This window comes from Maricaulis sp. D1M11 (assembly GCF_047308265.1).
Lineage (GTDB): Bacteria > Pseudomonadota > Alphaproteobacteria > Caulobacterales > Maricaulaceae > Maricaulis.
Genome location: NZ_JBKQWY010000003.1, coordinates 40,304 through 58,356 on the forward strand (window position 1 = coordinate 40,304; position 18,053 = coordinate 58,356).

At 60.0% G+C, this 18,053-nt stretch carries 16 protein-coding genes; 8 read left to right on the forward strand and 8 right to left on the reverse strand.

What is annotated here, in order from left to right; translation table 11 throughout:
* Position 1 precedes the first annotated feature (1 nt).
* The 6 genes from RMQ97_RS06555 to lpxB all read left to right on the forward strand — a co-directional run bounded on the left by RMQ97_RS06555 (position 2) and on the right by lpxB (position 4,976).
* The gene (locus tag RMQ97_RS06555; protein ID WP_413660056.1) at positions 2 to 586 is read left to right on the forward strand and encodes an OmpH family outer membrane protein; all 585 of its coding nucleotides are present in this window, start codon (positions 2 to 4) and stop codon (positions 584 to 586) included.
* A gap of 29 nt (positions 587 to 615) precedes the next feature.
* A complete protein-coding gene (gene lpxD / locus RMQ97_RS06560; protein ID WP_413660057.1) occupies positions 616 to 1,641 on the forward strand; it encodes a UDP-3-O-(3-hydroxymyristoyl)glucosamine N-acyltransferase in 1,026 nt (341 codons plus the stop codon).
* A gap of 66 nt (positions 1,642 to 1,707) precedes the next feature.
* The gene (fabZ, locus tag RMQ97_RS06565) at positions 1,708 to 2,154 is read left to right on the forward strand and encodes a 3-hydroxyacyl-ACP dehydratase FabZ (RefSeq protein ID WP_413660058.1); all 447 of its coding nucleotides are present in this window, start codon (positions 1,708 to 1,710) and stop codon (positions 2,152 to 2,154) included.
* Between the two features lie 5 nt (positions 2,155 to 2,159).
* On the forward strand, positions 2,160 to 2,942 hold the full coding sequence (gene lpxA, locus RMQ97_RS06570; RefSeq protein WP_413660442.1) for an acyl-ACP--UDP-N-acetylglucosamine O-acyltransferase: 783 nt from the start codon (positions 2,160 to 2,162) through the stop codon (positions 2,940 to 2,942).
* Between the two features lie 2 nt (positions 2,943 to 2,944).
* Entirely contained in the window at positions 2,945 to 3,805 is an 861-nt protein-coding gene (locus tag RMQ97_RS06575) for an LpxI family protein (protein WP_413660059.1), read from the forward strand.
* Positions 3,798 to 4,976 (forward strand): lipid-A-disaccharide synthase, encoded by a 1,179-nt coding sequence (gene lpxB, locus RMQ97_RS06580; protein WP_413660060.1) that lies wholly within the window; start codon positions 3,798 to 3,800, stop codon positions 4,974 to 4,976. The genes RMQ97_RS06575 and lpxB overlap by 8 nt, the downstream gene beginning before the upstream one ends.
* A gap of 95 nt (positions 4,977 to 5,071) precedes the next feature.
* Here lpxB and gltA read toward each other — a convergent pair whose 3' ends face one another.
* Both gltA and gltX read right to left on the reverse strand, forming a co-directional pair.
* Positions 5,072 to 6,376 (reverse strand): citrate synthase, encoded by a 1,305-nt coding sequence (gltA, locus tag RMQ97_RS06585; RefSeq protein WP_413660061.1) that lies wholly within the window; start codon positions 6,374 to 6,376, stop codon positions 5,072 to 5,074.
* Between the two features lie 26 nt (positions 6,377 to 6,402).
* Positions 6,403 to 7,803 (reverse strand): glutamate--tRNA ligase, encoded by a 1,401-nt coding sequence (gene gltX, locus RMQ97_RS06590; RefSeq protein ID WP_413660062.1) that lies wholly within the window; start codon positions 7,801 to 7,803, stop codon positions 6,403 to 6,405.
* Positions 7,804 to 7,914: 111 nt separating this feature from the next.
* On the opposite strand from gltX, the gene RMQ97_RS06595 reads away from it, so the two are divergent.
* Positions 7,915 to 9,981, forward strand: coding sequence for a ComEC/Rec2 family competence protein (locus RMQ97_RS06595; protein ID WP_413660063.1), 2,067 nt, complete (start codon positions 7,915 to 7,917; stop codon positions 9,979 to 9,981).
* Here RMQ97_RS06595 and lexA read toward each other — a convergent pair.
* The 4 genes from lexA to RMQ97_RS06615 all read right to left on the reverse strand — a co-directional run bounded on the left by lexA (position 9,975) and on the right by RMQ97_RS06615 (position 13,343).
* Positions 9,975 to 10,676 (reverse strand): transcriptional repressor LexA, encoded by a 702-nt coding sequence (gene lexA, locus RMQ97_RS06600; RefSeq protein WP_413660064.1) that lies wholly within the window; start codon positions 10,674 to 10,676, stop codon positions 9,975 to 9,977. The two genes, RMQ97_RS06595 and lexA, sit on opposite strands and share 7 nt — an antisense overlap.
* A gap of 241 nt (positions 10,677 to 10,917) precedes the next feature.
* Positions 10,918 to 11,706: an indole-3-glycerol phosphate synthase TrpC gene (gene trpC / locus RMQ97_RS06605; protein ID WP_413660065.1), complete on the reverse strand. Its 789-nt coding sequence runs from the start codon at positions 11,704 to 11,706 to the stop codon at positions 10,918 to 10,920.
* A 15-nt stretch (positions 11,707 to 11,721) separates the two neighbouring features.
* Entirely contained in the window at positions 11,722 to 12,735 is a 1,014-nt protein-coding gene (gene trpD / locus RMQ97_RS06610) for an anthranilate phosphoribosyltransferase (protein ID WP_413660066.1), read from the reverse strand.
* A 17-nt stretch (positions 12,736 to 12,752) separates the two neighbouring features.
* Complete coding sequence (locus RMQ97_RS06615; protein ID WP_413660067.1) at positions 12,753 to 13,343, reverse strand: anthranilate synthase component II; 591 nt, start codon at positions 13,341 to 13,343, stop codon at positions 12,753 to 12,755.
* 113 nt (positions 13,344 to 13,456) lie between these two features.
* Here RMQ97_RS06615 and RMQ97_RS06620 point away from each other — a divergent pair, with 113 nt between their 5' ends.
* Positions 13,457 to 14,593: a divergent polysaccharide deacetylase family protein gene (locus tag RMQ97_RS06620; RefSeq protein ID WP_413660068.1), complete on the forward strand. Its 1,137-nt coding sequence runs from the start codon at positions 13,457 to 13,459 to the stop codon at positions 14,591 to 14,593.
* A 6-nt stretch (positions 14,594 to 14,599) separates the two neighbouring features.
* On the opposite strand, the gene trpE is transcribed toward RMQ97_RS06620, so the two are convergent.
* Both trpE and RMQ97_RS06630 read right to left on the reverse strand, forming a co-directional pair.
* Positions 14,600 to 16,093 carry an anthranilate synthase component I gene (gene trpE, locus RMQ97_RS06625; RefSeq protein WP_413660069.1) on the reverse strand — a complete coding sequence of 498 codons (1,494 nt, stop codon included), beginning with the start codon at positions 16,091 to 16,093 and terminating at the stop codon, positions 14,600 to 14,602.
* Complete coding sequence (locus RMQ97_RS06630) at positions 16,093 to 18,045, reverse strand: SurA N-terminal domain-containing protein (RefSeq protein ID WP_413660070.1); 1,953 nt, start codon at positions 18,043 to 18,045, stop codon at positions 16,093 to 16,095. The genes trpE and RMQ97_RS06630 overlap by 1 nt, the downstream gene beginning before the upstream one ends.
* Positions 18,046 to 18,053 lie beyond the last annotated feature (8 nt).

The following is an 18,053-nucleotide window of genomic DNA, read 5'->3' on the forward strand; positions in this document are numbered from 1 at the left end:
AATGAAACTGATCAAATCCTTCCTTCTTCTGCCGCTGCTCGTTGTGAGCTTTGCGGCTCCGGCCATGGCTCAGCGCGTGGCTGTGTTCAGCGAGGACCGTGTCCTGTCTGAAAGCCAGGTTGGTCAGCATGTCGCTGGTCGCCTGACCGAGATCGCCACTGAAATGCAGACCGAACTGCAAGCGGTTGCGGCTCCGGTTCAGCAAGAACGTGAGCGCTGGAATGCTGAAACGGCCTCCATGACAGAGGAAGCCATCCAGGCTCGCCCGGACCTGATGCAACGCTATAACCAGATTGTTCAGGGCATGGGTGTCATTCGCCAGGCCGAACAATATGCGAGCCAGGAGATGGACCAGACCCGGGCTCAGGCCCTGCGTCCGGTTCAGGAACGCTTGAATGTCATCATTCCGGCCATCCTCGAAGAGCAAAATGTGGACATTCTGCTTGAGCGTCGCGCCGTGCGCTTCGCCGGTGAGAGCGTCGACATCTCCGACACCATTATCCAGCGTCTCAATGCTGAGCTGCCGTCTGTTACAGTCAGTCGCGTGCGGATCCCGCGTGAAGCGGCACCGCAACAGGCTCAGTAAGACGGGCGCAAGCCCTCGGGAGAAATGAAGTGGCCGATCCGCGTTTCTTTGAACCGCTTGGCCCGCTTCCCCTGACGCAGATCGCCGCGCTTTCAAGCGCGGCGATTTTGCATCCGGATGCGGCGAGCCTTCATGTCACCCATGTTGCGCCTCTCGATGAGGCGGCCGCTGGCGTTCTTGTCTATGCGGAGAAGCTTGACGCCTTGCGAAGTGCGCCGGACGGCGCATTGACGAGTGCCTTTGTGCTCTGCTCGGAAGAGGCCGCACCGCGTGTGGCTGAACTGGGCGGTGTGGCCCTCGTTTGCAAACGGCCGCGCGCCAGTTTTGCCCTGTCGGCAGGTGCGCTGTATCGCAAGAAATCTCTTCATGCCGGACCGCCTATTCACGATACGGCTCGCATTGATGCCTCCGCGCAGGTGTGTGCGCATGTCGCGATCGGTGAGGGTGCGCAGATCGGTGCGGATGTGGTGATCGAACCCGGTGCGGTGATCGGGCCGGGCGTGTCGATCGGCGCGCGTACCCGGATCGGACCCAATGTGACCATTTACTGTGCAAGTATCGGTCAAGATTGCAATATTCTGGCAGGAGCCGTGATTGGCGAAAGCGGCTTCGGTATTGCAGTCTCTGAGCGTGGTGCCATTGAAGTGCCTCATCTAGGCGGTGTGCGCCTGGGCGATCATGTCACTCTGGGCGCGCACTCGACGGTCGATAGATCGGTATTTGGAGACACGCTAATCAGTCATGGATGCCGGTTCGACAATCACTGCCATGTCGGACACAACTGCACGATTGGCGAGAATTTCATGATGGCCGCGTTTGGCGGTATCTCAGGCAGTGTGACGATCGGCAAGAATGTGGCCTGTGGCGGGCGTGTCGGGATTGCAGATCATCTTAAGATTGGTGATGGCGCCCAGTTGGCAGCGGGCTGCGCCATTATGAGAGACATACCGGCAGGAGAGACCTGGGGCGGCACCCCCGGGCAACCTCTGCGGGACTGGATGAAGGAAGTCTCTGCGGTTCGACGCCTTGCGAAGAATCGCGGAAAGAGGAGCTGACAGGGTCAGCCATCGGGGGCGCGTGTGGGCCTGGAAATCGGACTATCAAATGGGGCAGTCACGCCTATGAGCGATCGTATTGAAACGCCGGAGATCATGAATTTGATCCCGCACCGCCATCCCTTCTTGCTGGTGGATGCGGCGGAAGACTATGTCGAACATGAATCCATCACGGGCATTAAGGCAGTGACCTATGATGAGCCCTTCTTTCCAGGTCATTTCCCGAATAATCCCGTGATGCCGGGCGTGTTGATGCTGGAAGCTCTGGCCCAAACCGGCGCGATCTTGATGTCCAAGACCCTGCAAGCCGACCCAGCCAAGGTGACGATTTTCTTTATGGGGTGTGAGAAGGTCAAATTCCGCGCGCCCGTTCGTCCGGGCATGTTGCTGCGCATGCCGGTCCGGGTCGTGCTGGCCCGTCACGGGGTTTTCAAATTTAGCGGTGAAGTCCTGGCTGACGGTGTTCGTGCAGTTCAGGCCGAATTTTCTGCCAAGGCGGTTTTCCACGAATGAGCACGATCAAGATCCACCCGCACGCCGTTGTCCATCCGTCCGCCCAGCTTGGTGACGGGGTCGAGATCGGTCCGTTCTGTACGGTGGGTGAGCATGTGGTCCTCAAGGACCGTGTTCGCCTGATTTCCAACGTTTCGATCGATGGTCACACCACTGTCGGTGAAGATTGTGTGCTCTATCCTAATGTATCGATTGGCCATCCGCCCCAGGATTTCAAGTATCAGGGTGAGGAAACCACGCTCGTGCTGGGACAGCGCAATATCCTGCGTGAGGGCGTGACCATGCACCCGGGTACGGGCAAGGGCCGCGGCACAACGGTTGTGGGCGATGATTGTTATTTCATGTGCAATACGCATGTGGCTCATGACTGCATCGTTGGAAACCGGGTCGTCTTCTCCAATCAGGCGGCGGCCGCTGGCATGGTCGAGATCGGAGATCACGTCATTCTGGGTGGATATGCCGGTGTCCATCAATATGTGCGCGTAGGCCGACATGCCTTCCTCGGTGGCATGGCCAAAGTGGTGACGGACGTCATTCCCTATGGTTCAGTCAACGGGAATGAGGCCAAGCTGGCCGGCCTCAATGTGATCGGACTGAAACGCCGTGGCATGCCTCGCACCACCATTCGGGATCTGCGTTCGGCCTATCGCCTCCTGTTTGCCCAGGAAGGCACGTTCCAGGAGCGGATTTCCGATGCCGCGTCTCTTTATGGTGAGAATGAACCGGTGATGGAGATTGTCGAGTTCATCCGACAGGCGGCCAATCGCCCGATCTGCATGCCGGATTGATCATGAGCGCACAACCAACAGGATGGACACGTCTGGGCATTATCGCCGGGGGAGGACATCTGCCCCGGGAGATCGTGAATGCCATTGCGGATACCCGTCCCTTTGTGCTGCGGATCAACGGTGCCGCCGATGATGATTTCGCCGAGTTCGACGGTATCACTGTTTCGATTGGCGAGATTGGCAAAGCCATCAAGGCCTTCAAGGAGGCGGGGTGCGACGGTGTGTGTTTTGCGGGCTATGTCACGCGTCCCAATCTGAAAACCCTGCGTGTGGACGGTGTTGGCGCACGACTGATGCCCAAAGTCCTCCTGGCGGCGCGCAAGGGTGATGATGCCTTGCTGCGCGTGATTCTGGATGCGTTCGACAAGCATGATCTGCCAGTCCATGGTGCCGATGAGGTGCTGGCCCCGCTCAAGGTGGATGCGGGTGTGTTTGGGGCGATCCAACCCACTGACGAGGTCTGGGAAGATGTGCGCAAGGCCGTGCATGTGGCCCAGACCATCGGGGCGCTGGATATCGGACAAGGAGCTGTCGTGTCTGGCGGTCTGGTGCTGGCACTCGAAGCACAGGAAGGCACGAATGCCATGCTGGATCGTGTTGCAACACTCGATCCGGTACTGCGTGGTACGGCTGAAGGGCAAAAGGCCGGCGTGATCGCCAAAATGTCCAAACCGATCCAGGAGCGTCGTGTCGATCTGCCGACGGTCGGGCTGGAAACGGTTCGTCGGGTCGAGGCTGCTGGTCTTGCGGGCATTGCGATTGAAGCGGGAGGGGCTCTGGTCGTGGGACGCGAGCGCGTTCGTCAGGCCCTGGACGAAGCCGGTTTGTTTCTAGTGGGTGTGGAGCGCGAAACGGATGTCTGATCCGGCCGATCCGAAACGGTTTGGACTATATCTTGTCGCCGCCGAACGGTCCGGTGACTTGTTGGGCGGCGGCCTGATCAAGGCGCTCAAGCAGTCGCCCGGCTATGTGTTCAATTTTGCCGGGGTCGGCGGACCCTCCATGGCGGACGAAGGGGTGGAGAGCCCCTTTGACATATCAGATCTGTCGATCATCGGCCTCGTGGAAGGTGTGAAAGCCTATAACCGTGTCATTCGACGCGTGAAACAAACCGTCGCCGATATACTCGATAAACGCCCCGACATGGTCGTCCTGATCGATAGTTGGGGCTTTACGCTCAGAGTGGCTCAACGTGTTCGCAAGCTGGCGCCTGAGATCAAGCTGGTCAAATATGTCGGACCGCAGGTGTGGGCGACGCGGCCCGGGCGTGCCCGGACACTGGCCGCCGCTGTAGATCATCTGATGAGTATCCACTCCTTCGATGCGCCTTATTTCGAAAAGGCCGGGCTGCCCACAACCTTTGTCGGTAATCCCACGTTTGAACGCGACGTAACCGGAGATGGTGCCGCGTTTCGTCAACGCCACGGGCTGGATGCCAACGACACGGTCATGCTCACCCTGTTTGGTAGCCGGCCGTCAGAACTCTCGAGAATGTATGAGAGTTTTGCCCAAACCCTGAGTGAGATGAAGGCCCTCCATCCTGAGGTTCGACACATCACCATTCTGGCGGGAACCATCGAACACACTGCCCGTGAGAGACTGGAACAGGATGAACGCCTGGCCCATCTCCTGGTTGTCGATGAAGATGAAAAACGCGACGCGTTTTCCGCCAGCGATCTAGCATTGGCCTGTTCGGGCACGGTAACCACTGAACTGGCCATGGCAGGGGTTCCTCATCTGGCCGCCTACAAGCTGGAACCCGTGACCTATTTCATCCTGGACACGTTCAAAGTGTTCAAGGCGCCCTATATTTCAATGGTCAACATCGCTGCGGATGAGGAATTGATCGGTGAATTTCTGCAATCAGCCGCGGAACCCTCCGATTTGGTACCCGCACTCAGCGCGCTGGTTTCAGATAAAGAACGCCGGGCCAATCTGTCACGCCGCCTTATTGAGACAACAGACGGTATGCGCGGGGCAGGTCAGGCCAGCGAGCGGGCAGCCCGGACCGTCATAGACTTGCTCAATGCCTGACCGCCTGAACTGTTTCGGATTAGGTTACACAGCGTTTCATCTCCACAAAAAAGGCCGCCCAAAGGGCGGCCTTGTTCGCGAGCTGTGACGCAAAATCAGCGTGCCGACAGATCCACATAATCGCGCGATTGTGCCCCTGTGAAGAGCTGGCGCGGACGGCCAATCTTCTGGGACGGATCCTCGATCATCTCGGACCACTGGGCGATCCAGCCGACGGTACGCGCCAGTGCGAAGAGCACCGTGAACATCTCTGTCGGGAAACCCATCGCTTTGAGCGTAATGCCCGAATAGAAATCGATGTTCGGGTAGAGCTTTTTCTCGACGAAATACTCGTCTTCCAGAGCAATGCGCTCCAGCTCCATGGCCACCTGCAGCAGCGGCTCGTCGCGAACGTCCAGCTCGTCGAGCACCTGGTGGCAGGTCTCGCGCATGACTTTGGCGCGCGGATCGTAATTCTTGTAGACCCGGTGACCAAAACCCATCAGGCGGAACGGGTCGGACTTGTCTTTCGCGCGGGCGACAAATTCCGGGATGCGATCCACGGAACCGATCTCCTGCAGCATGGTGAGGGCCGCTTCATTGGCGCCACCATGGGCCGGGCCCCACAGCGAGGCGATGCCCGCTGCGATACAGGCAAACGGATTGGCACCGGAAGACCCTGCCAGGCGGACCGTGGAGGTCGAGGCGTTTTGCTCGTGATCGGCGTGCAGGATGAAGATCTTGTCCATGGCCTTGGCCAGAACCGGATTGTCCTTGTAGTCCTCGGCCGGAACGGCAAAACACATGCGCAGGAAGTTGGAGGCATAATCCAGCTCGTTGCGCGGCGTGATGAAGGGCTGTCCGATCGCGTATTTGAAGGCCCGGGCCGCGATGGTCGGCATTTTCGCGATCATGCGGTGGCTGGCCACCGTGCGTGCCACCGGATCATTGATGTCCGTGGAGTCATGGTAGAAGGCCGACAGGGCGCCGACGGTTCCGACCATGATCGCCATAGGATGGGCGTCGCGGCGGAAACCGCGGAAAAACTGGTCAAACTGATCGTGCAGCATGGAGTGCCGACGGATCGTCCAGTCAAACTCTTCGAAATCTTTCGCAGACGGCAGTTCACCGTGCAGCAGGAGGTAGCAGACCTCGATGAAGTTGGATTTCTCGGCCAGCTGGTCAATCGGATAGCCGCGATAGAGAAGCGTGCCTTCATCACCATCGATATAGGTGATCTGGCTTTCACAGCTGCCGGTGGAAGTGAACCCCGGATCATAGGTGAACATGCCGGTCTCTTTGTAGAGCGCGCGGATGTCCATCACGTCCGGACCGAGTTCACCGGAATACACCGGAAGATCGACCGTCTTACCGTTATACGTCAGTTGAGCCGTACCATTCGGCTTTGCTTTATTTTCCATCATGTCTCCCCATGAGGCATTGCCGGTCAGTGAGCCGGCGGGAATTGGTCCTGAATACGTGCCAGCGATTCATCACGGCCCAGGAAAGCCATGACGTGTGCCAGATCCGGAGCCTGGGCTCCGCCAGTCAGCGCCGCACGCAGGGGCTGACCGATTTTGCCGAAACCGACCTCTTCGGTTTCCGCGAATGCTTTCAAGGCCTCAGCCAAAAGGGGCTCGGTCCACTCTGCCAGCCCTTGCAAGAGGGTGTGCAGGCGGGTGAGGCGGTCTCGCGCCTCGTCATTGAGAGCCTTGGCCGGTTTTCCTTCAATCAGGAAAGGACGGGATTTGATCAGAAAATAGCCCTGTGCGGCGATCTCTTCCAGTGTGGACGCGCGCGTTTTGAGCACGGGCATGGCCGCGAGATACCGATTGCGGATCAATTCTGCGTCAGTTTCGCGGTTTTCGAATGCTTCGATGAACGGGCTTGCCAATTCCAGAAGGCGCTCATCATCAGCCGCTTCAATATGATGGGCATTCACGTGCGCCATCTTGGAAAAATCGAGGCGTGCCGGGGCCTTGTTGAGACCGCCCAGTCCAAATGCGGCCTGGGCTTGATCATCGGTGAAAAACTCCTGGTCGCCATGGGACCAGCCCAGTCGCAACAGGTAATTGCGAAGACCTTCGGGCAGATAGCCCATATCGCGATAGGCCTCGACACCCAGTGCGCCATGGCGTTTCGACAGTTTCTTGCCATCATCACCATGAATAAGCGGGATGTGGGCAAAGACCGGACGCTCCCAGCCCAAGGCGTCATAGATCTGGCACTGCCGACCGGCATTCACGAGGTGGTCATCGCCGCGAATGATGTGTGAAATTTCCATGTCGTGATCATCGACAACGACAGCAAGGTTATAGGTCGGGCTAGAATCACTGCGCAGCAGGATCAGATCGTCGAAATCCTTGGCCGCCCAGCGCACGTCGCCCTGAACCGCGTCGGAGAGGATCATGTCATCATCACTGGCGCGGAACCGCACGGTAAACGGGGCATTCTCCGGAGCCTCGGAAGCATCCCGGTCGCGCCAGGGTGAGCGCAAGGCACGGCCGGCCTTGAACGCGTCATCGCGCAGCGCCTCGGTTTCGTCTGCTGTCAGAAAACATTTGAACGCCTTGCCGGTGTCCAGAAGATGCTGGGCAATCTCAACATGGCGCGGCGCATTGGCGTGTTGCGAGACAATCTCGCCATCACAGTCCAGGCCCAGCCAGTCCAGCCCGTCCTTGATCGCATCAATGGCGGCATCGGTCGAGCGTGCCCGGTCTGTATCTTCGATCCGCAGACGGAATTCACCGCCATGGTGACGGGCAAACAGCCAGGAAAACAGGGCTGTGCGAGCGCCTCCAATATGAAGGAAGCCGGTCGGCGAAGGTGCGAAGCGAGTGCGGATCATCAGTCTCTATTGCGATTGCGAATTTTTGCTGCAGTGCAGAAGGATGGGCGGTGTTAACATGAATGCGTTGTCAAACGCCAGAGGCCCGTATGTCACACGCTGGAGGGCCCTGTGAACACACCGGAATCGGCGTTACACAAACCCCGCGTCCTGTCGGGTGTCAATCTGTTCTCCCGTTTTCGATCTCATGCTTTTGGCGTAGGCAGACCATTTGTCGGACTGGCCTGTGCCGGATTGCTGGGCTGTAGCCTGGCCCATATCCTGCCCGTCGACATAACCGGCATGTGGGGCTGGGGCGTGGTGGTGTCCAGTCTGGCACTGCTCGCCGTGCTGCATGCCAGCTGGCCTAGCCGGAAGCCTCGGGCGGTCATCGTCTTTATGGCCATGGTGTTGGTCTGGATAATGTGGGCCCAGAGCCGGATTCCTGACGTCTCCAATCTTCGATTTCGGGAGGGGCAGTCCATCGAGGTGACGGGCTGGATCGAAGGTCTGAGCCGGTCGGCCAATGGGCGTTTGCGCTGGCATGTGCGCACCGACACAGGCTGGATCCGGGTTCTGGCCTCCGAGGGAGTGGCGGAACCGGGCGACCGGGTACGGGTGAGGGCCGTTTTGTTCACACCGGGACGACCCGTTGTACCCGGAGCCTATGATTCAGCCTTCCATGCCCGGTTTTCCGGTCTTCAGGCTTCCGGGTTTCGGCTTGAAAGCGCGATAACCGGACGTGAAACCGGGTTTGCGGCTGATCTTGTGCGTCTGCGTTATGGTCTTTCGGCTCATATTCAGCGCCGATTACCTGATGAAACGGGCGGGATTGCCGCCGCGCTCCTGACGGGCGACAGATCGGCCCTTGATCGCGATGTGATCGAGATTCTCAGATCCGGTGGACTGGGCCATATCCTGGCGATATCGGGGCTTCACATGGCCCTGCTGGCCGGCACCGTCTATGGCGTCGCGCGCCTGGTCGGTGCTGCTATACGGCCCTTTGGACGCGCCTTTGATGCACGTTATCCGGCCATCCTCTGCGCACTTGTCGCTGCCCTGGCCTATCTCGTGCTGACCGGAGCCAGCCTGCCGACACAGCGGGCGGTTATCATGACCGCCTGTTTACTGGGCGCTGTTCTGGTCTCCCGGCGGGCTTTGTCCATGAATGCTCTGGGCCTAGCGTGTGTGATGATCCTGATCCTGGCGCCGCACAGTGTGCTGTCAGTCGGTTTCCAAATGAGTTTTGCGGCCACCGGTGCCCTGATCCGGGCCTATGAACTGGCACGCCCGGTTGTTCAGGCCCGTCGCTGGCCGATTATCGTGACACTTCCCGGCGGTGTCGCCTTCACCAGCGCCATAGCCGGGAGTGCAACATCCGTCTTTTCGGCCTTTCATTTTCATCACCTCGCCAAGACCGGCTTTTTTGCCAATGTGCTAGTCATGCCGATCTTTTCCCTGATTGTGATGCCGGTCGGGTTTCTCGCCCTCGTCTTGATCCCGTTGGGATGGGATGGCCCTGTATTCGAGGTGATGGGGTTTGGCTTGCGGCTGTGCCTGTCGTTCGCGCGATGGACCTCAGGGGGGGAGGGCGTTCTCATTCCCATCGCAGCCGCGCCTCCCTGGCTATTGGCCGGTTTGTCCGCATCTGTGGTCTGGTTTCTCGTCGTACGGGGGCTACGCGCCCTGATTGCGCCAAGCCTGGTCTTTCTCGTGAGTGTGATCATCTGGTTCGCCAGCACTCCTCCCCACCTGGTGATTACGGAAGAGGGCGTTATTGTGGCGCAGGAGGATGGAAATCTGTGGACCTCACACCCTCGTCAGGGCCGTTTTGCGCGCCGGGTTTTTGCCGAGCGCGCTGCGGTGTCAGAGACCCTCAGTCCGGCGCCCCAGAGGTGTGACGCTTCAGGCTGCGTTTATTTCCTCGGCCAAATCCGGATTGCACGGCCGAGCGATATGTCTGTCTGGTTCGAGGACTGTGAACGGGCCGACATTCTGGTCCTGCCCCAATCCTTGCCGGACTGGCGGCGGCAGTCCTGTTCAGCCCGAATTATCGGCGTGGAGGAACGTGTGACGCAGGGCAGTCTGGCCCTGTGGATCCGCAATGACGACATCCGCGATCACGTCTGGGTCGAAGACACCCGGCGATACCGGATCTGGGCTGGAGCTGAAGAGCGAGGACGACACTCCGCTCAGTGATATTTGCGGATCAGCCCCACCAGCGTGCCCTGAACCTTTACACGTTCCGGGCCGAAAATGCGGGTTTCATACTCCGGATTGGCGGCCTCCAGGGCGATGGATCCGCCCTTCTTGCGCAGACGTTTGAGCGTGGCCTCTTCATCATCAACCAGAGCCACGACAATCGTGCCATTCTCGGCGGACTGGGCCTTTTTGATCAGGACCAGATCACCATCGAGAATGCCGGCCTCGATCATGGAATCGCCCTTGACCTCGAGCGCGAAATGCTCGCCGCCCTGGATCATGTCGGCGGGAACGGGAAGGCGGTCCGTTTCATGCTGAATGGCCGCGATGGGCACACCGGCGGCAATCCGGCCCAGGATCGGGATGTCCACACTCGCATCAGATCCGGGCTCATCAACGGTTTTGCGCTGGAAGTCCGGGCGAACCACATTGCGGGTATCCTCGACCTGTTCGGTCTTCTGGGCCCCACGAACAGCATCTTCGGGAAGCTTGATGACTTCAAGCGCGCGAGCGCGATGAGCCAGGCGCCGGATAAAGCCGCGCTCTTCCAGAGCCGTGATCAGGCGGTGAACCCCTGATTTCGAGGCGAGGTTCAAGGCGCCTTTCATCTCGTCAAAAGAGGGAGACACGCCCGTATCTCGAATCCGCTCGTGAATGAACAGAAGAAGCTCGTGTTGTTTCCGCGTCAGCATGGCGCATTCCTTCCAGCCGGACCCTGGTGCCATGGGAGTGGGCATGCCCCAAACCCTTGCGCCATCAGGGATTGTCCTGTCAGACCCTGCTCAGCCTGTGCGCATCAGTGCCGAAGCGCACGGAACAAAGCAGGAATCACCTGTGTTCTACAAGTGTTCCGCACATCGGTCAAGCGAGGGGCTTTTGGTCCGGCGCGCGGCGGGGCACGTCCGGCGAATGCCATGGTCTAGCAGGCGTGTTTTAGCCCAGCAGGCGCCGAGTCGCGGCCGTGACATCATCCTGACGCATCAGGCTTTCGCCGACCAGCAGAGCTTCAGCTCCGGCATCCTTGAGGCGGGCGACGTCGGCGGGAGTGAAAATACCGCTCTCCGCGACTAGAAGGCGATCTTCCGGAACGCGTGGCGCCAGGTTTTCGAAGGTCTGCAGGCTTGTTTCGAACGTGCGCAGATTACGGTTGTTAATGCCCACGAGCGGGGCATTGAGGGCAATGGCACGATCCAGCTCCGGACCGTCATGCACTTCAACCAGAACGTCCATACCCCATTTTTCAGCCTCATCGGTCAGGGTGCGGGCGCAGTCATCATTAATGGCGGCCAGGATGAGAAGAATGGCGTCCGCCCCCAGGGCCCGGGCCTCGGCGACCTGATAGATGTCATACATGAAATCCTTGCGCAGGGCGGGCAGGGCGACCGCATCACGTGCCATTGTCAGGAATTCATCGGCGCCTTGAAAACTGGGGCCGTCAGTGAGGACAGAGAGACATGTCGCACCCCCGGCCTCATAGGCCTTGGCCAGTTCCGGCGGATTGAAATCTTCGCGGATCAATCCTTTAGACGGGCTGGCTTTCTTGATTTCGGCGATGAGCCCCATCTTGCCGTTTTTGGAAGAGTCGATCAGGGCCTGGCGGAAACCTCGCACGGGCGCAACATCGCGCGCGGCCGCGGCGACGTCATCATAACTGCGGCGCGCCTTGCAGGCGGCAATATGGTCCAGCTTGTACGCACCGATACGGGTCAGGGTGTCGGACATGGTATTCTCCCGGTCTCAGGCGTTGGAAATGGCGATCATCTGATCGAGGACAGTGCGGGCGCCGCCGCTGTCGATGGCGGTTGTGGCTCCCTCAATCCCGGCCGCGAGGTCCTCGGCGAGACCACCCAGATACAGGGCTGCACCCGCATTGAGGCGAACAATATCGCGATAGGCGGAGTGTTCGCCGTCCAGCAAGCGGCGGATGGCGGCCGCATTGTAGTCAGCATCACCGCCCTTCAGGTCCGCTTCCTCGACCAGCGAAATCCCGAACTGGCCCGGATCAATGATGTATTCGCGAATTTCACCTGACTTGAGTTCCACCACATCTGTCTGGGTCGTGGTGGTGATCTCGTCCATTCCGTCCTGGCCGCACACGACAAGGGCGTGTTCACATCCCAGCGCCTCCAGGGCCCGGGCCATGGGAACGAGCCAGCGCTTGTGATAGACGCCCAGCAATTGACGTCGGGTTCCGGCCGGATTGGACAGCGGACCGAGAAGGTTGAACACGGTGCGCACGCCGAGCGTCTTGCGCGCTTCTCCGACGTGACGGACGGCGGAATGATGGGCGGGTGCGAACAGGAATCCGGCTCCCGCTTCCTCGAGCGAACGTTGCACGAGGTCGGGACCGGCATCGAGATTGACCCCCAGACTGGCCAGAACATCGGACGAGCCCGATTTTGACGAGGCCGCCCGGTTGCCATGTTTGGCGACCTTGGCGCCACCGCCTGCCGCAACGATCGCAGCTGCGGTCGAGATGTTATACGCCCCTTTGCCATCCCCGCCGGTTCCGCAGGTGTCAATGGCGTTTTCGGGTGCCGTGATCGATGTCATGCGGCTGCGCATGACGCGCGCTCCGGCTGCAATATCTTCCGGTTGTTCACCCTGGGCGGCGAGCCCCATAAGGAAGCCAGAGATCTGGATGTTACTAGCGGCGCCATCCATCAGCTCGCCAAAGGCGGCCTCGATATCGGTGGCGGCCGGGCGTTCGGCACGGGAAAAGGCCTGCAGGCAGGCATTCAATGCGGACATGACGATCTCCGGAAGGCTCAGGCGGCCGCTTGCGTGTCGAGACCCGTAAGGGCGAGGAAATTCGCCAGCAGGGCATGACCATGTTCAGACGCGATCGATTCGGGGTGGAATTGAACGCCGTGAATGGGGCGATGGGCATGGGACAGGCCCATGATCTCGCCATCCTCTGTCCAGGCGGTCACCGTGAGGTCTTCGGGCAAATCCTCCCGACGAACCGACAGGCTGTGATAGCGCGTCGCTGTAAACGGCGAGGGCAGGCCGGAAAACACGCCCGTTCCGGTGTGCTCAATCGGGCTGGTTTTGCCGTGCATGATGTCCTTGGCCTGGATCACGGTTCCGCCGAACACCTGACCAATGGACTGATGTCCCAGACACACACCCAGAATGGGCATGTCCTCGGGCGCAGATCGGAGAAGGTCCAGACAGATGCCGGCGCGATCCGGGTCACACGGTCCGGGGGACAGCAGAATGCCGGAAGGGTTCATTCGCCAGACCTCGTCGACAGTCAGCGCATCATTGCGCACCACACGTGTATCGGCGCCCAACTCCTGGACGTAATGCACGAGATTGAAGGTGAAACTGTCGTAGTTATCGATGATCAGCAGCATGAGCTCCTCCGTATGGCGGGAAAATAGACTGTTGATAGGCCGGAGCCAATGCGGTTCGCGCAGGCGGAATCAGGGTTTAACGCGTGTTAACCCTTTCAGAGCCTCCTGTGAGCATGAACACTGATCGACCTTCGCTGATTCGCGGACCGCATCCGGTCGTCACGGCCCTGTCTGGAGCGGCCGGAGCGCTAGTGTTTATGGTCGGAGCGATCATGATGTCGGCCTCTGCTGAACCGTCAAACGCTGCGTCGAGCCATGACGTGTCCGGACCACCTCAGGACCCATCGAACATGATTCTGACAGCGAACATGTCGGAACCGGCAAGTGCCGACCACGTATCGGATCTTGATCTTGCACGCGCACAAGGTCTGGTCGATCGGGCGGTTTCGCAACGCGAAAGCGTGTCCGGTTTGGCGTATGTGGAAGATATTGGGCCCGCGCCCGAAAGTCGGGCCATTACCGCCCGGGCAGGGGATGGGCGTGCCGAGCGCGAAGCTCAGCTCGTCTCCGGCTCATCGAACCAAGCCTTCACAGCCACATCCTCTGGCGCACCGCGCCTGGTCATTGTGCTGGACGATATCGGGCTGGATCGGACCCGCGCCGAGCGCGCAATCGCGCTGGATGCGCCGGTGACCTTGGCTGTTCTACCCTATGCGACCGCAGCACCGGAGATCGCCGAGATGGCACGTGAGGCGGGTCAGGATGTCATCATCCACATGCCGATGGAGCCTTTGGGTCTGGAAGATCCCGGTCCTCACGCGCTGCGCCTCGGACTCAGTGCAGAGGAGTTATCGGCGCGGGTGCAATGGGCCATCCAGCGTGTGCCCGGGGCGTCCGGTCTCAATAATCATATGGGCAGCCGGTTCACACGCGATGCCGGTGCGCTGCGCCGGGCATTACTGCCTCTGGTCAATCATGACATGTATTTTCTCGACAGCGTGACGATTGCCGACAGTCGGGCCGGTGCCGTGGCCGACGGGCTGGGCCTGCCTGTGCTGCGCCGCCATGTCTTCCTAGATAATGTCCAGACGGAAACGGCTATTCGCGAGCGACTGGATGATGCCGAAGCTCTGGCGCGTCGTGACGGGCTGGCGGTCATGATCGGCCATCCACACACGGTGACGTTGGACGTACTCGAAACCTGGATCGACGAGGCCCGTGAACGCGGTTTCGAGTTTGTGACGGCCCGCACAGCTGTGGATACGCCCGACCCTGAGCCGAGCTGGCTGAACGCGGCCCTGGCCGAGTAAACCGCCCTAGCGCTCACCACCCAGCGAGACATCGGCGGCACGAAAGAGGGCTGCGGCCTTGTTGACGCATTCATCGTGTTCCGCGACTGGATCGCTATCGAGCACCACGCCGGCGCCGGCCTGGACGTTCATTTTTCCGTCCTTGATCACCGCAGTGCGCAACGCGATACAGGTGTCCATACCGCCATCGGCAGAGAAATAGCCCACACACCCCGCATAGATGCCGCGACGATGCGGTTCCAGCTCGTCAATAATCTCCATCGCGCGTACTTTGGGTGCGCCGGAGACTGTACCGGCCGGGAAACCGGCAAACAGGGCAGAGACCGCATCCTCGTCCTCGGCCAGATCGCCTTCGACATTGGACACGATATGCATCACATGGCTGTAGCGCTCGACGATCTCGCGCTGCGTAATGCGAACGGAGCCCGGTGCCGCAACACGACCCACATCATTGCGGCCCAGATCGAGCAGCATGAGGTGTTCGGAGCGCTCCTTGGGATCGGCCAGAAGATCGGCTTCAAGGGCATCATCCTCGGCGGGTGTTGCGCCGCGCTTGCGCGTGCCGGCGATGGGGCGAACTGTCACCACATCATCGCGAAGCCTGACCAGGATTTCCGGGCTGGATCCTGCAATGGCAAACCCGTCGAGACGGAAGAAAAACAGGAAAGGCGAGGGGTTTAACCGGCGCAGGGTGCGATAGAGATGAAAGGGATCTGCCGGATAATCGGCCGTAAATCGCTGGCTGGGCACGACTTGGAAAGCATCGCCCGCCCGGATGTAATCGCGGGCCGCATTCACCGCCTCGCCATAGTTTTCCGGCGTACGATTGGAACGAATCTCACCCAGCCCGCCATTGGCCGGGCCGATATCGGCCAGTTCGCCGTCCAGCGCCGCCAGCGCCGCTTCGATACGGGCCACGGCCGCCTTGTAGGCGGTTTCCGTATCCTCACCCCCCGGGCGGACCGGTGCGAAGATCTGGATCTCCTGTTTCAGGGCATCGAACACCACCATCGTGCGAGGACGCATGAGATAGGCTTCGGGAACATCCTGAGGGTCTGCTGCAGCCCCGTCCGGCAGGCGTTCGAGGTAACGCACCATGTCATAGCCCAGATATCCAAACAGGCCAGACGCGATAGAGGGTGCGCCTTCGGGAAGAGGGCAGCGGGCATCCGCGATGACGTCGCGCAAGGCCTGCATCGGGTCGGTGGACACAGGCGTGAAGGTCCGTTGGGCGACGGCGTCCGGTCCGCGCGCTTCACGAACTTCGCCGTCGCGGCATTGCCAGATCAGATCGGGATCAAGCCCCACGGCCGAATAACGTCCGCGCCAGGCTCCACCTTCTACGGATTCCAGGAGGAAAGTATGGGAATCTAGCCCACCCAGTTTGAGATAGGCTGCGACCGGGGTGAGAAGATCGTCCGCACGAACGGCCGTCAGTATAACCGTTTCACCCGCGTTCAGCTGGGTGCGGGCGTCCTCAAAGCTTGGCGAAACCTTCATCACTGAAGGCTCGGTTGAGCTTCACCCAGAGCGGTGGCGCGCAGTTCCGCATCAATATTGATCGGGCCATACTCCTCCAGCAGGGCGGATTGAAGCTGTTCGGCCAGATCATTGATCAGCATTTGCTCGAGGGTTTGGGCCATGGCGACGCGTTGGTCGACGGGCTGGGCCGTTGGATCTACGACGATGATCTCATCCACGGTCAGAAGAATCTGAGACACCCCGTCATCGGCCTGTGTTTCCGTCCACTCTCCTGGTGCGAGGCCGAAACCCGTTTGCACGGCTTGACGGCCAAACAGACCGGCTGTCTCGGTACGGGTGAGGAAGGCCAGCTCGACACGGCCACCACTACTCGCGGCCACGAGCTCAAGATCTTCTCCAGCTTCGACACGGGCGCGCGCATCAGCGAGCCGTTGGGTCAAAAGCGTATTCACCTGCTCGCGGCGCCACTCATCTTCTGCGACCTCGCGGACCTCGTCCAGCTCGCGTGGACGGGACGCGATGACCTCGTCAACACGCAGTGCGAAGAAGGATCCATTGCCGTATTCCAGGCTCTCGGTTGCAAAGCCGGGGATCTGTTCAAACAGCGTGCTCAGCACTTCCTGCGGCAGGCCCTCGGGTTGGCCCAACCGGTTGTAGTGGGCTGTCCACTGATCATTCTGATCCACGCCCAGAGGATCGACTGGTGGGAAGACCTCGACAAACATGCCCGCCTCAAAAGCGGCTTCTTCCAGGCTCATGCCTTGGGCCCGGGCATTTTCATACTCTGACCAAGCGGAGTACATGGCATTTTGCGCATCCTGTTCCGCCAGTTGGGTCCGTAGCTCGTCTTCCCGCTCCTCGAAGCTCGGCGTGCTGGGCTCTACAGCGGCCGTGATACGGATGACCTGCCAGCCTCCGAAACTCCCTTCGACGACCAAAATCTCGTCGGCAGGCGCTGCAAAGACGGCCTCCGCAATGACCTCATCAGGGATCTGGTAGGCTTGGACTTCGGATTGCTCCAGTGGCAAGCCGAGTGAAGCCTCCGCTGCCAGGTCGGTCAGGGTCTCACCGGCGTCAGCTCGGGCGGCCAAGGCACGGGCTTCGGCTTCATCTGTCGCTGTGACCTGTTCGAAGCTGCGCGTGGCCGGTGTACCAATGGCTCCGCTTTCGACTTCATAATCATAGGTGTCGCGCAGTAGGGATTCATCGATCTCGATATCCAGGGCGAAATTGGCAGGATCGAAGCGAACCAGAGTGAACGCCCGGTATTCTGGAGCGGTGTAGCGCGGACGACCGAACGGATCACGCGCCAAAGGCGAGTTCGCAATCAGCGTTTGCAGGTCTTCATCGCTCGGGTCAGCCAGGCTGTCGGCGGCATCCGGGGACAGAATGAGTCCACGCAGGGCCCGCCGCTCGTTTTCGAACCGGTAATTGATTTCGTTGAAAACGGCCGGTGTCTCGATACCCCCGAGCATTGTGACGATCAGTTGATTGCGTGTCAGCTCTTCACGCAGACCGGCTTCAAACCGTTGCGGCGTGATCCGCGAAACCGCCAGGGTTTGACGATAGCTGTCGGCGTCAAATCGACCGGTGACTGGGTTCTCAAAGCCCGGCATGCTGCGGATAACGGCGTTGAGTTCGTCATCGGAGACGGTCAGTCCCATCTCATTGGCCTTGGCCTGGAGTGCCGCTTGGACAATCAGACGATCGAGCACCTGGTCTCCCAGACCGATTTCCTGAGCCTGTCGGCGCGTGAAGCCGGGTTGTTCTGCCATCAGCCGGCGAACTTCGTTTTCATAGGCTTCGTTCAGATCGCGCACGGAGACATCTTCTGTTCCCACCAGGGCAACGGCCGGTGTGCGTGTTGCGAAGATATCGCTGACCCCCCAAAGCGCAAAACTCGCAACCAGAAGGCCAATCAGCACAATGGCGAACGGAGATTTGGAGAAGGAGCGGACTTGAGTGAGCATGAAACCTG